Genomic DNA, 12,517 nt, shown 5'->3' with positions numbered 1-12,517 from the left:
TTTGATGATGCATGCTCCGATGATTACGTTAACAGGAGTGTTTGGCCGTGAAGCTTTATCACTATATAAAACAGCAAAAGGTTTTTCATCAATTTTAGGGAACACTTCTTCTGCGAAAACCTTTGCCCAGGAATTTTCTAACGCTTTTTGCTCACGCGCAGTAAGTGCCAAAAGCAACGGCCCCACTAAGAGATGGAAAACCAGGAGCCTTTTGTATCAATTTGCCCGGAATTTTTCAGTTTACTGATTTCAGCTGACATGGCACTGCGTTCTACACCCAGATAATCTGCCAATGCCTGTCGGTTATAAGGAATTACGAACTCCGTGCTACCGTGCTGTTTGGCTTGATCTAAAAAATAGGCCATTAATTTTTCTTTTGTTGATTTCTGTGACATATATCGGATTTTTTGTGACAGTGCCAAATTCTTTTGTGCCATCCCCTGAAGTAAATTCTTCATCAGGCGATTGTGAAAATGACAGGAATTGGAGCATGAGGTGAGAACACGTCTGCAATCCAGAAGGAGTACCGCACTGTCCTTGACGGCAATAACGCTTACAGGCATGGTTTCAAGACCGGCAAAAGAAAATACTTCTGCAAATAATTCTCCAGGCTGGAGGCAGGTCATTATGCTTCGGTTACCGTAATAATCTTCCCGGATCACTTGCACTGTACCGGAAAGAACAACACCTAAAAACCGGGCAGGGGTACCCTCAAGAAAAACTGGACTGCCTTTCGGGACATTAATAGTTTTACCATTCAGACATGCTATCATAGCATTCAAATCAGATTGTTCAATACCATCAAATAATGGGCATTTCGATAATATTTCAAAAAAATCTTTCACATTAATCCTCCTTTGTTGGAATTCCAACAGACATTCTTTTGCCAGTATAATAGAATAAGCTTGTAACGTCAAGTGCAGCAAATAAAAGGGAGGAAATACAATGATACGTAAAATTATTCAAATAGATGAAGAAAGATGTAACGGCTGCGGGGCATGTGCTGCAGCATGTCATGAGGGGGCCATTGGTATGGTGGATGGAAAAGCAAAGCTGCTTAGAGATGACTATTGCGATGGACTGGGAGATTGTCTTCCTACATGTCCCACAGGAGCGATTTCCTTTGTGGAGCGGGAGGCTGCTGCTTATGATGAGGCAGCCGTTCTGGCTGCAAAAGCGAAAAAGGAACAGCCGCTGCCTTGCGGTTGCCCGGGATCTGCAGCAAAAGCTATCAAACGTCAGGAGACTGATTCTGTATCAATCGCACCACAAGAATCTGAGCTTCGGCAATGGCCTGTTCAGATCAAACTGGTACCTGTGAAGGCTCCATGGTTTGATGGCGCAAAGCTTTTGGTAGCTGCGGATTGTACCGCTTATGCTTATGCTGATTTTCATAAGGACTTTATCAAAGGACGTATTACACTGGTAGGATGTCCTAAGCTGGATGCTGTGGATTATGGTGAAAAATTGACTGAGATTATCCGCAATAATGATATTCGCAGTGTTACAGTGGTACGGATGGAAGTGCCTTGCTGTGGAGGTATTGAAAATGCAGTGAAAACAGCACTTCAGGATAGCGGGAAATTTATTCCGTGGAATGTGGTGACGATTGCAACTGACGGTAGCATTATAGAAAGAGTGTAAGAATGCGGATGTGGCTAAATTGCAGGATGAGAAGATTACTGTTTCCTATTAATGCTTAGGAAACGTTTCTTCTCATTCTCGGGTTCACAGTCGTCGATCCATTTTGTTTGCCAATGAAACGGTTTATAATCATTCATGTGTGAAAAACTGTTTGGTATAATTCTTCTGCTCCCCGGTCTGCTTATCAAAGGTGATGCCCAGGGCCCCCAATTTTAGTCTTACAACCTGATGATCCAACTCTAAGGGTACATTGAGCATGTGGTTTTCTAATTTCCCATTGTTTTTGACAAGATACTCTACACCGAACGCCATCACAGAAAAAGACATATCCATAACATCGGCAGGGTTGCCATTTGCGTATACGAGATTGGCAACCCGTCCATCAGCAATAACAAACAAGTGATTGCCGTTTTCAAGGGTATACTCATCCAGATTTAAGTCCCTCAAAGGGACGGAGGTTTTGAAATCGGACACTGATTAGATCCAGAACCGGCATTTTCAGAATCGTTCTGGCAATGCTTTCTACAACAAATATCTGACATAATCGATAGCTTCTTCTGTCCGAGGACTGTTTGCAATGATTCCTAAATATACTATGTCACTAAATCCAGCATCAGAAATCATAGATGTTTGTGATAAATCCAGTCCAAATGGATGTTCTTCCGTGACTGCTTGATAAGTAATAGAGGGATCCAGCTGCAGATCGGTGGAATTGTCTTCAAGGATGACAGTATTTGTTACCAGATGAGGCTTTAATCGGTTATATAAATCTACATCTTCACTTGAAAGCAGTTCTTCCAGATCGCAGAGATATCCGTTTTGTGAAAAGGCATCAAATGCTTCTTTATTCATAAGGACAACATCCAGCTGTTTCCCGTCAATGGAAGCCAGGATCTTCATGCGGGATGCATAGGTGTATTCGTGATAGGGATTGGTCTCATCGTCGGTCAAATATAATCCGGTATATAGCTGCATGGTGGTTTTGGAAGTGTCTTGATCAAGAGAATCCAGAAAACCGGTGCTCAGTTGTTCAGTAAGGGAATCGCTTGCAGATACGTTGACTAAGGCAGTATAGAGGATTTTTTCCTTGTGGGTAAAATGTCCGTAAAGGGAATAACCAAGTATGTACAGAAGAATGCAAAGTACCACAATGGGCAGCTTATAATAATCCCAAATATACCGGATTTTTTGTGGCCCATGAAGGGTTTTCAGTTTTTCCAGCTCCGGTGACGCTTTTTGTTTCAGCTTCATGAGAATTCCTTTCTACTATGGTTTAAACGGCATCTGCCCAGACTGAAAACCTGTGACAGATACCGATAGGCAGTTATTGTGAATCGTCCGGTGAGGAGTTTTCGACAGACTCTGATTTCTCTTCGCACATCAACAGGATATTGGAAAGCAGGTAAGAACACAGGAAAGCGCAGAGTCCTTCACCAAAAATAATTGCGGGTGTAAAGATGTTTATGATTACGAAAATCATAATAAAGTAAATTACAGCCATCAGCACGGTGCAGAGCAGAAAGCGCATGCCAATCATAATTGAGTTTTTAAACATGGCCAGAGTTGTATTATTAAATCTGGCAAGAAGCGGAAAAATATACATCAATATGATGGCGTATGCAACGGCTGCTACAATCAAAACGGCGGTACAAATTGTCCAGAACGCATTCTCAAAACGAATGTGATACAGAACATAACCGTCTATTCCGAAGAGGATTCCAAATCCCAGAAGAATTAGCCAGATGACGGTTCCCTGTTTGAAATTCTCACGGAAAGAGTGGAAAAAGGCTTTTGTGATATTGCCTTCTTCGTTTTTGACCATTTTTAAAGTGACATAATATAATGCAGTTGTAGAAGCACCGATGGTAAAAACTGGAAGGCTGCAAAAAAACCACAGGATGTTAAGATATACTGCATTAACGATTTTTGTAATGAATTGCATGACCGGATTATCCGGGTTAAGTAAGCTGTTCATGATAGTCTAATCCTCCGTAGATTCTCTGTAGATCAGGTCAGTTTCAACGTGCATGGTTCGATAGTTTAAATCTGGTTCCTTTATTCGCGATATTAATAAATGTACTGCGTAGTAGCCCATGATCTGGCTGTGTATATGGATGGTTGTCAGAGAAGGCGTTATGATTTTTGATTCCGGAGAATCATCGAAACCGCAGAGGTACACATCTTTCGGAACAGAATAGCCAAGCCTCTTTAAAGCCTTTATGGCATCCAGAGCTACGAAATCATTTGCACAGATAAACACCTGAGGAAGCTCTTTCATATTTTTCAGACGATCTGTCAGGATCTCCTCATATTTGCGGGAAAATGGTTCGCGGTCAAGAATACTGTATTCGTCAGATATAGGTAAACCAAGCAGGTACATGGCATCGCGGTATCCCATATAACGTTCAAAAAAGGAATGGCAGTGCAGATAATCTCCGATAAATCCAATTTTTGTTTTTTTCCTTCGAGACATTTCCTCTACAAAGCGATAAATATTAGTGCGGTTGTCCATATATAACTTGTCTGCTACCAGCGGTGAACCCAGAGGATCGGCCGGAGTGTCAACAAAAAGGACAGGCAGATCAAGAGAGCAGACCATATGGCTATATGCGGAATCGAACAACTCGATGCAGACGATTCCGGCGGTCCTTTCTTTCGCAAAGGAAGGCGGGAGCAAAAGCCGGTGAAGGTCATCCGGAAGAATGCGGTACATGGTCAGACTGTAGCCTAACTGGGAAAGCTCTCGCTGAAATTTGTCCAGCATTGTGGATGCAAAATGGGAATTACCCAAAAAACTTGTGGTAAACAGTGCGATTTCACCGCGTTCATTCGGGGTGGAAATAGAAAGGGACGGTTTGCCTGTGTCTGCAATTGTTACATATGAAAACTGCTTATATCCCATTTCCATTGCTTTTTTTAAAACTTTGTCTCTGGTTGCATCAGCAAGGATGCCTGTATTGTTAATCGCCTTAGAAACAGTGTTTCTGGAAACACCGAGGGCGTCAGCTATATCCTGTATGGTTACTCTGCCGGCCATATAATCCTCCTAATTATGTGAATGATTGTTACATAATATATTATAAAATGAAAAACAAAATGTGTCAAATGTAAAAATGAAAAAAAATAGGTAAAAATGCATAAAAATAAAATGCAATAATTATAATAAATATACAATAATGTGCAAAAATCGAAAAAATATAAAATTAATAAAGGTAAAATGCCAAAATTGGATTGACCAAATATAAAATATATGGTATAAAATAATTATAAAATCTTGAAGTTACTTTTACATTTGCACAACTAGATTGAGACGGCATGGATATATGTAGATGCAAAAGTATGGGGAGAGAAAAAAAGGAAGGAGGACAAAATGAAAACAAGTTCTACAGTTGTTTCTGACAAGAAACAGAACAAAAACTCAGCAGGTCTTCATAACACGCTTCTGTATTTAAAACAGCATTGGCAGTTGTACGTGATTTTCCTGCTGCCGGCCTTGGCGCTTACTTTGATTTTCAAGTATATTCCGATGGGCGGCATCATGATTGCTTTTCAGAAGTATAATCCGATCAAAGGTATTCTGGGAAGTGAGTGGGTAGGATTCAAGTATTTCGAACGGTTTTTGTCATCACCGGATTTTATGACTTACCTGATCAATACCCTGAAGCTTAGTGTTTACGGTTTGTTATGGGGGTTCCCGGTTCCGATTCTATTGGCATTTCTGCTGAATCGAATCCAGAGTACGGGAATAAAGAAGAAAATTCAGCTTGTTCTGTACTTGCCGAATTTTATCTCCGTAATTGTATTGTGTGGTATCGTGCGTATTTTCCTTTCAGTTACGGGACCGGTCAATTTACTGTTTGGTACGAGCATTAATTTCATGACCATGCCGGAAGCATTCCGTACCATTTATATTGCCAGTGGTATCTGGCAGGGAGCAGGCTGGGCATCTATCATGTATACGGCGGCGCTTTCTAATGCCAGTCAGGAATTGAAAGAGGCAGCGTTGATAGACGGTGCGAACATATTCCAGCAGATTAAAGCCGTGGAGTGGCCTGCGATCAAGGATTTGGTTGTGATTCAGTTTATTATGCAGGCGGGTAATATTATGAGTATCGGTTTTGAAAAAGCCTATGCATTGCAGACGGATTTGAACCTGCCCGCATCAGAAATTATCGCTACATATGTTTACAAAAAAGGTTTGCTGGATGGAGATTACAGTTTCTCGACAGCAGTAGGTTTGTTTAATACGGTAATCAATGTTATTTTGCTGGTAGTAGTGAATAAGATTGTTGCCAAAATGAATGATGGTAAAGGATTATAAGGAGGAGCGAGATGAAAAAGAAAAGCAGATTTGCCAGATATTCTCTACAGGATAAGGCGTTGCTGATGTGCGGATACATTTTGCTTGGACTGTTTGTGGTTGCCATTATAGTTCCTATGATTTATATTGTCGTAGCTTCTTTTATGGATCCGGTTACCCTGCAGAATAAAGGTATTACCTTTGATTTTAGCAAATGGACTCTGACTGCATATGAACGTGTTATTTCAAATAAGCAGATTTGGGTAGGTTTTAAAAACGCAGTTATTTATTCTGTTGTGTTTACCGTTGTGTCAGTTGTAATAACACTTCTGGCGGCATACCCGATGTCAAGAGTAGATTTTAAAGGACGAGGATTTTTTAATGTGATTTTTGTAATTACCATGTTCTTTGGAGGCGGATTGATTCCTACTTATTTGTTGATCAGCAATCTGGGACTGCTGGACAGTATGTGGGCAATTATTCTTCCTGGAGCCTTCAGTGTATGGAATATGATTATTGCAAGGACATACTATCAGGGAATTCCTGGTGAATTGAGAGAAGCGGCAGAGGTAGATGGTGCCAATGAACTGGTATTCTTTTTTAAGATTTTGATTCCGGTATGTACTCCGGTTATTGCAGTGTTGGCATTATGGCAGTTTGTTGGTATGTGGAACAGTTACTTTGATGCAATGATTTATTTGAACGACTCAGCAAAACAGCCGTTGCAGTTGGTGCTCCGTTCTATTTTGATTCAGAATCAACCGGAATCAGGAATGATTTCTGATATGCAGAGTACAGCAGCAAGAGCACAGCTGGCAGAACTATTGAAATACGCAACAATCATTATTTCAAGTTTACCGCTTCTGGTAATGTATCCATTCTTCCAGAAGTATTTCGACAGCGGTATTATGGCTGGTTCTATAAAAGGATAATGATTTCATTGAAATGGATGCAATGTTTATTGAAAGGAGCCAAAAAATGAAAAACAAATATTTTAAGCGCATAGTTGCCATGATGCTGGCAATGGGAATGGTTGTATCACTTACAGCGTGTGGCGGAAAGAGCACTAAAAAATTGAATAGCGGGGAATTTCAAGAAGTGGATAAGTCTGAACTGGAGTTTCCATTAAAAGAGACGACAACTTTAACTGGTATGACCAGTTACCCTGCAAATACGGAGTCAAATCCTAACAACCGTACAATCTTTAAACGTTTACAGGAAAAGACAAATGTCGAGATCGAATGGACGGCAATCCAGTCAGACCAGTGGGGAGATAAAATTACCCTCAACATGTCAAATCCGGACACTTTAACAGACTTTATCTTCACGGCAGGTTTTGGCGATAGCGATCTTCTTAAATATGCGGATCAGGGAATTATTATTCCATTGGAAGAATACATCGATGCATATATGCCGAATTTGAGTGCAGTATTTGAAAAATATCCGGAATATAGAACCATGTGTACTGATTCTGAAGGACATATCTGGGCTCTTCCGTGGATTGAACAGCTTGGCTCAGAAAAGACAGCAATCCAGACAGTTGGAAATATGAGCTTTATTAACAAAAAGTGGCTGGATTTCCTTGGACTGGAAGTTCCGACAACGGTAGATGAATTTGAACAGGTTTTAATTGCTTTCCGCGATCATGCATCTGAACTGCAGGCAGAATTCAATATTGACGGAAGCATCATTCCGATGGCATGTATTGTAAATGATGGTGACCAGGATCCGAGCATCCTCATCAATGGTTTTGGTGAAGGATACGGCGATGCTGATAAGGGAAGACATATTGCAGTTACTGATGACCTTGAAGTAATCTGTTCCGCAACACAGGAAGGTTATAAGAAGGGAATCGAATGGCTTCATTCTCTGTATGCAGAAGGTCTGATTGATCCGGAAGCATTTACACAGGAATGGTCTACTTACGTATCAAAAGGAAAATCCGGACGTTACGGCGTATGCTTTAGCTGGGATGTAGCAAATATTGACAATCTTCAGGATTGGGTTCCGCTTCCGGCATTAACAGCTGATACAAGAAATATCACTCCGCAGAATGGTTCTTTTACAAGTGGATTTGACCGTGGACGTTGCGTAGTAACAGCAGTTGCAGAGAATCCGGCTCTTGTATGTGCATGGCTGGATCAGATGTATGATCCGTTCCAGTCTCCGCAGAATAACTGGGGAACTTATGGCGAGGATGATGAGTTTGATATCTTTGAACTGGGTGAAAACGAGAACGGTGAGGAAATGCTGAAGCATGCTCCGCTTGGAGATGCATCTCCGGTTGAAGTAAGAGAAGCAGAGTGTGTTGGAGGTCCGCTTGCAATCCTGGATGAATACTATGGTGTATATGTAACATGCCCTGATGATGCACAGTATCGTTTGGATTGGATTAAAGATTACTATACTCCGGATATGAATACAAAATATGTATATCCAAATGTATTCATGTCTCAGGAAGATACAGAAGAACTTTCCAATCTGCAGGCAGATATCCAGAAAACAATCAATGCGAAAAAATCAGACTGGATCATGAATGGATTTACAGATGCAGACTGGGATAAATACTTGAAAGATCTGGATGCATATGGTCTGCAGGATTATCTGGACATTTTCCAGAAATATCTTGACAGCTACTATGAAAATGCAGAATAATAAAACGTTGACACTAGATAAATAATAATCGTAGGAGCAGAAATATATGACAAGTCAGACATTACGAGAAGCACGGAAGTATGAAGAAACTTATGACAAGAGAATAGCACTAGAAGACAGGCCGGGATTCCATTTATCAACAAGGGTTGGCTGGCTGAATGACCCCAATGGTTTCTCTTATTATGAGGGGAAGTACCATCTGTTCTATCAGTACCATCCATATGATCCGTATTGGGGACCGATGCACTGGGGACATGCAGTGAGTGAAGATTTGCTGCACTGGGAGTATCTCCCGGCAGCTTTGGCACCTGATATGAGCTATGACAGAGACGGATGTTTCTCCGGAAGTGCGGTGTCACTTCCGGATGGGAGACAATTGTTAATGTATACGGGTGTTAAGAGAATACCTTTGGAAGAGGGTGGGTTCCGTGATGAACAAACTCAGTGTCTGGCAGTGGGAGATGGCCTTGATTATGAAAAATATGAAAAGAATCCCGTGCTTGATGTGAAGAATATTCCAGAAGGGTGTAGCAAAGCAGATTTTCGCGATCCTAAAATGTGGGTAAATGAAGATGGAACCTATAGCTGTGTGGTCGCAAACCGGGCAGCAGATGGCAGTGGACAGCTTTTGCTGTATACCAGTCAGGATGGTTTTGAATGGAAGTTTAAAAGTGTTTTGATCGAGAATCATAACCGGTTTGGTGTTATGTGGGAATGTCCGGATGTGTTCCGCCTTGATGGAAAAGATGTGTTGATGTGCAGTCCGATGGATATGCTTCCTGAGGGATTTGAATATCACAATGGTAATGGAACTTTATATCTGTTGGGAACTATTGATGAAGAGAACGGTACATTTAAGGCGCAGACGGATCATGCAGTTGATTATGGGATTGATTTTTATGCACCTCAGACGATTCTGACACCTGACGGCAGGAGAGTGATGATTGCGTGGATGCAGAATTGGGATACCAGTCGTCTTCATCCCAAGGAAACTCCATGGTTTGGACAGATGACACTTCCAAGAGAACTCTCTGTAAAAAATGGCAGAATATATCAGAATCCTATTCGTGAGCTGGAGAAGCTGCGACACAATAAAGTAGAATACAAAGATGTTGTTTTCACAGATACTATCAAACTGGATAAAGTGAAAGGAAGAAAAGTTGATCTGGAAATTGAACTGGAACCTGTAGAGGGAAAAGAACTGTATAAAAAGTTTGCAGTACGTTTTGCACAGGATTGCCAGTATCATACTGCAGTCAGCTTCCGCCCTTACGAATCTATTTTGAAGGTGGATCGTAAGTTTTCAGGTTCCAGAAGGGCAGCAATTCATCAGAGACGAAGCCAGGTTTCTTCAGAAAATGGAAAAATTAAACTGCGCCTGATATTGGATTGGTTCAGTGCCGAGATCTTTGTTAATGACGGAGAGCAGGTGATGACGATCACTCTATATACTGACCAGGCAGCAGATGGAATTTCCTTCTTCGCAGATGGAAGTGTAAAGATGAATGTTGTGAAGTATGATTTGATAGGATAACTTAGTGATGGGGACGTTCGATGCTGGGGTCAAAAGCCCTGGCATCGAACGTCCCTTTTTTGCTTTTTGTTGTTATTTATAAGTTTCTACCGTAGTTTTTGGTATATATGGCGTTGATTGTAACTATGCCCTTCCCATATTCTTATGCCAGTAGAGGATTTTCTGCATAATTCGAAGACCCTTTCACATAGTGAAAGATTTTCCTAAAATTCAACGCTGCGATTTTACTTCCGAAGAAGAACCTTCCTCTTTGTTTTCCACGAGGAAGCTTTTCCAGATGATAGTATCTTCGAAGAATTGAGGGAATCGTTTCTACTCCGTTTCGTATCCTGCGATACAAATTATATGTTTCACTAGAACCTTTGCCCAGGAATTTTCTAACGCTTTTTGCTCACGTGCAGTGAGGTTTAAAAAACTATCGAACAGAGATAACTGTTCTACATCATTTGTTTTAAAAGACATATGCAAACCACCTTTATTTGATAAGATGATTATACCATATGTTTTTCATCAATAGTAGTTATTTAATTAGTTGGAAATACCTTTTGACCCCAGCATCGTGGCAGAAGAAACGTCCCCACGGATTTTTGGACAAAATGTGTGGATAATTATGCAAGCGTAGCTAATGTATAAGGTCTATAATGAGTATGCCTACTGAAATCGGTGGGAATTTATGATGATAGGAAGATGGGGGTCTTCCTGGAGCAGGAGGTATGGAAATGGTAAGAGAGAACTTATGGAAGATTTATGATGAGAAGCATCTGGAGGAGCTGGAGAGGGTGAATAAGCAGTACCGGGAATGTCTGGATGCGGGAAAGACGGAGAGAGAATGTGTCAGAGAGACAATTCGTCTTGCAAAGGAAGCCGGATACCGGGACATGAAGGAACTCCGGAAAAATAAAGAATCGGTAAAAGCCGGTGATAAAGTTTATATGGATTATATGGGACGGGCAATCATCCTCTTCCAGGCAGGAACGCAGCCGATTGAGAATGGTATGAATATTCTGGGGGCTCATATTGATTCGCCGAGAATTGATATCAAGCAGAATCCGCTTTATGAGGAGCAGGAGGTTGCTTACCTGGATACCCATTATTATGGCGGTGTGAAGAAGTATCAGTGGGTTGCGATGCCGCTTGCAATCCATGGAGTTGTGATCCGCAAGGACGGAACGAAGACGGATATTGTGATTGGCGAAAAGGATGACGAACCGGAATTTATAATTACAGATCTTCTGCCACATCTCGGGCGCAAGCAGATGGAGCAGAATGCAGATAAATTTATTGACGGTGAAAAAATGGATCTGGTCATCGGAAACCGCCCGTTAAAAGGTGAAGAGAAGGATGCGGTAAAAGCAGAAATGCTTCGGCTTTTCCATGATTATTATGGAATCGAAGAGGAAGATTTTCTGTCGGCTGAGCTGGAAATCGTTCCGGCTGGGAAAGCGAAAGAGTGCGGACTGGATCGCAGCATGATCATGGCCTATGGACAGGACGACCGCGTGTGTGCATTTACATCCTTGATGGCAATGCTCGCAGAGAAAGAAGTTGAAAGAACTTCCTGCTGCATTCTGATCGATAAGGAGGAAATCGGAAGCGTCGGCGCAAGCGGGGCGACTTCCAGATTCTTTGAAAATACAGTCGCCGAACTGATTGCACTGATGGGAGAATACAATGAATTGACGTTGAGACGTGCACTTGCCAACTCGAAGATGCTTTCTTCTGATGTAAGTGCTGCTTACGATCCGATGTTTGAAGAAGCTTACGAGAAGAAGAATTGTGCTTATTTCGCACACGGGCCGGTATTCAACAAATACACAGGAAGCGGCGGAAAGAGCGGATCGAATGATTCAAATCCGGAATATATCGCACAGCTTCGAAGAGTCATGGAGGAAAATAACGTCAATTTCCAGACCTCTGAGATGGGAAGAGTTGATGTCGGTGGAGGCGGAACGATTGCGTATCTGATGGCGGTCTATGGAATGGAAGTGATTGACAGTGGTGTTGCTGTTATGTGTATGCATGCACCGTGGGAGCTGACCAGCAAGGCAGACATTTATGAAGCTGTGAGATGCTATGAGGCATTTTTAAAGGCGGACTTTAAATAGAATAATGAACTGCATTCCAAGCCGAAGGAAAATTTAATAAGGCTTTACACTGTTTCAAAAAATCCCTATAATATAGATATAGCAATATCGGATAGAACTGAAGTGGGATCAGACAGCACGGGGAGCGATGTCGCAGATTAAGGAGAAGAAGTATCCGGAGACAGTTCAGAATTATACAGGTGATATTCTGCTTGTGGGAATCAATTATAATACAAAAGACAAGAAGCATGAATGCGTGATCGAGAGAGATCAGATCATCGGATGAAACATAAGAGCCCG

Annotated in this window: 12 protein-coding genes; 7 read left to right on the top strand and 5 right to left on the bottom strand. The window is 41.6% G+C overall.

From position 1 onward, the window contains the following. Positions 1-185 precede the first annotated feature (185 nt). The gene (locus ACTNA4_RS13195; protein WP_441019130.1) at positions 186-845 is read right to left on the bottom strand and encodes a Crp/Fnr family transcriptional regulator; all 660 of its coding nucleotides are present in this window, start codon (positions 843-845) and stop codon (positions 186-188) included. Between the two features lie 100 nt (positions 846-945). Here ACTNA4_RS13195 and ACTNA4_RS13190 point away from each other — a divergent pair, with 100 nt between their 5' ends. Continuing rightward, positions 946-1,644, top strand: a complete 699-nt coding sequence (locus ACTNA4_RS13190) for an ATP-binding protein (RefSeq protein ID WP_427820855.1) — start codon at positions 946-948, stop codon at positions 1,642-1,644. A 129-nt stretch (positions 1,645-1,773) separates the two neighbouring features. Here ACTNA4_RS13190 and ACTNA4_RS13185 read toward each other — a convergent pair whose 3' ends face one another. The 4 genes from ACTNA4_RS13185 to ACTNA4_RS13170 form a co-directional block, all read right to left on the bottom strand. Continuing rightward, on the bottom strand, positions 1,774-2,118 hold the full coding sequence (locus ACTNA4_RS13185) for a hypothetical protein (RefSeq protein WP_427820854.1): 345 nt from the start codon (positions 2,116-2,118) through the stop codon (positions 1,774-1,776). Positions 2,119-2,166: 48 nt separating this feature from the next. After that, entirely contained in the window at positions 2,167-2,895 is a 729-nt protein-coding gene (locus tag ACTNA4_RS13180) for a hypothetical protein (protein WP_427820853.1), read from the bottom strand. A 73-nt stretch (positions 2,896-2,968) separates the two neighbouring features. After that, positions 2,969-3,619 (bottom strand): YesL family protein, encoded by a 651-nt coding sequence (locus tag ACTNA4_RS13175; RefSeq protein WP_427820852.1) that lies wholly within the window; start codon positions 3,617-3,619, stop codon positions 2,969-2,971. 6 nt (positions 3,620-3,625) lie between these two features. After that, entirely contained in the window at positions 3,626-4,681 is a 1,056-nt protein-coding gene (locus tag ACTNA4_RS13170) for a LacI family DNA-binding transcriptional regulator (RefSeq protein WP_441030517.1), read from the bottom strand. 333 nt (positions 4,682-5,014) lie between these two features. Between ACTNA4_RS13170 and ACTNA4_RS13165 the strand changes: the two genes are divergently transcribed. From ACTNA4_RS13165 to ACTNA4_RS13140, 6 genes are all read left to right on the top strand, one after another. Continuing rightward, positions 5,015-5,965 carry an ABC transporter permease gene (locus ACTNA4_RS13165; RefSeq protein WP_427820850.1) on the top strand — a complete coding sequence of 317 codons (951 nt, stop codon included), beginning with the start codon at positions 5,015-5,017 and terminating at the stop codon, positions 5,963-5,965. A gap of 11 nt (positions 5,966-5,976) precedes the next feature. Next, positions 5,977-6,876 carry a carbohydrate ABC transporter permease gene (locus ACTNA4_RS13160; protein ID WP_441027057.1) on the top strand — a complete coding sequence of 300 codons (900 nt, stop codon included), beginning with the start codon at positions 5,977-5,979 and terminating at the stop codon, positions 6,874-6,876. Between the two features lie 46 nt (positions 6,877-6,922). Beyond that, positions 6,923-8,599: an extracellular solute-binding protein gene (locus tag ACTNA4_RS13155; protein ID WP_441030515.1), complete on the top strand. Its 1,677-nt coding sequence runs from the start codon at positions 6,923-6,925 to the stop codon at positions 8,597-8,599. Positions 8,600-8,645: 46 nt separating this feature from the next. Beyond that, positions 8,646-10,133 carry a glycoside hydrolase family 32 protein gene (locus ACTNA4_RS13150; RefSeq protein WP_441030513.1) on the top strand — a complete coding sequence of 496 codons (1,488 nt, stop codon included), beginning with the start codon at positions 8,646-8,648 and terminating at the stop codon, positions 10,131-10,133. Positions 10,134-10,852: 719 nt separating this feature from the next. Beyond that, complete coding sequence (locus ACTNA4_RS13145; RefSeq protein WP_441018563.1) at positions 10,853-12,238, top strand: aminopeptidase; 1,386 nt, start codon at positions 10,853-10,855, stop codon at positions 12,236-12,238. Positions 12,239-12,365: 127 nt separating this feature from the next. Next, positions 12,366-12,503, top strand: a complete 138-nt coding sequence (locus tag ACTNA4_RS13140) for a hypothetical protein (RefSeq protein WP_427819099.1) — start codon at positions 12,366-12,368, stop codon at positions 12,501-12,503. Positions 12,504-12,517: the final 14 nt, after the last annotated feature.

Source organism: Bariatricus sp. HCP28S3_A7 (genome assembly GCF_052066375.1).
Classification (GTDB): Bacteria; Bacillota; Clostridia; order Lachnospirales; family Lachnospiraceae; genus Allocoprococcus.
Note: the sequence above shows the minus strand (reverse complement) of the source record. Positions and strands in the feature narration are given on the sequence as shown.

Excerpts from the sequence above, each read along its gene's own strand:
- ACTNA4_RS13190 (WP_427820855.1), top strand. The coding sequence starts at position 946 with ATGATACGTAAAATTATTCAAATAGATGAAGAAAGATGTAACGGCTGC.
- ACTNA4_RS13180 (WP_427820853.1), bottom strand. The coding sequence starts at position 2,895 with ATGAAGCTGAAACAAAAAGCGTCACCGGAGCTGGAAAAACTGAAAACC.
- ACTNA4_RS13175 (WP_427820852.1), bottom strand. The coding sequence starts at position 3,619 with ATGAACAGCTTACTTAACCCGGATAATCCGGTCATGCAATTCATTACA.
- ACTNA4_RS13170 (WP_441030517.1), bottom strand. The coding sequence starts at position 4,681 with ATGGCCGGCAGAGTAACCATACAGGATATAGCTGACGCCCTCGGTGTT.
- ACTNA4_RS13165 (WP_427820850.1), top strand. The coding sequence starts at position 5,015 with ATGAAAACAAGTTCTACAGTTGTTTCTGACAAGAAACAGAACAAAAAC.
- ACTNA4_RS13160 (WP_441027057.1), top strand. The coding sequence starts at position 5,977 with ATGAAAAAGAAAAGCAGATTTGCCAGATATTCTCTACAGGATAAGGCG.
- ACTNA4_RS13155 (WP_441030515.1), top strand. The coding sequence starts at position 6,923 with ATGAAAAACAAATATTTTAAGCGCATAGTTGCCATGATGCTGGCAATG.
- ACTNA4_RS13150 (WP_441030513.1), top strand. The coding sequence starts at position 8,646 with ATGACAAGTCAGACATTACGAGAAGCACGGAAGTATGAAGAAACTTAT.
- ACTNA4_RS13145 (WP_441018563.1), top strand. The coding sequence starts at position 10,853 with ATGGTAAGAGAGAACTTATGGAAGATTTATGATGAGAAGCATCTGGAG.
- ACTNA4_RS13140 (WP_427819099.1), top strand. The coding sequence starts at position 12,366 with ATGTCGCAGATTAAGGAGAAGAAGTATCCGGAGACAGTTCAGAATTAT.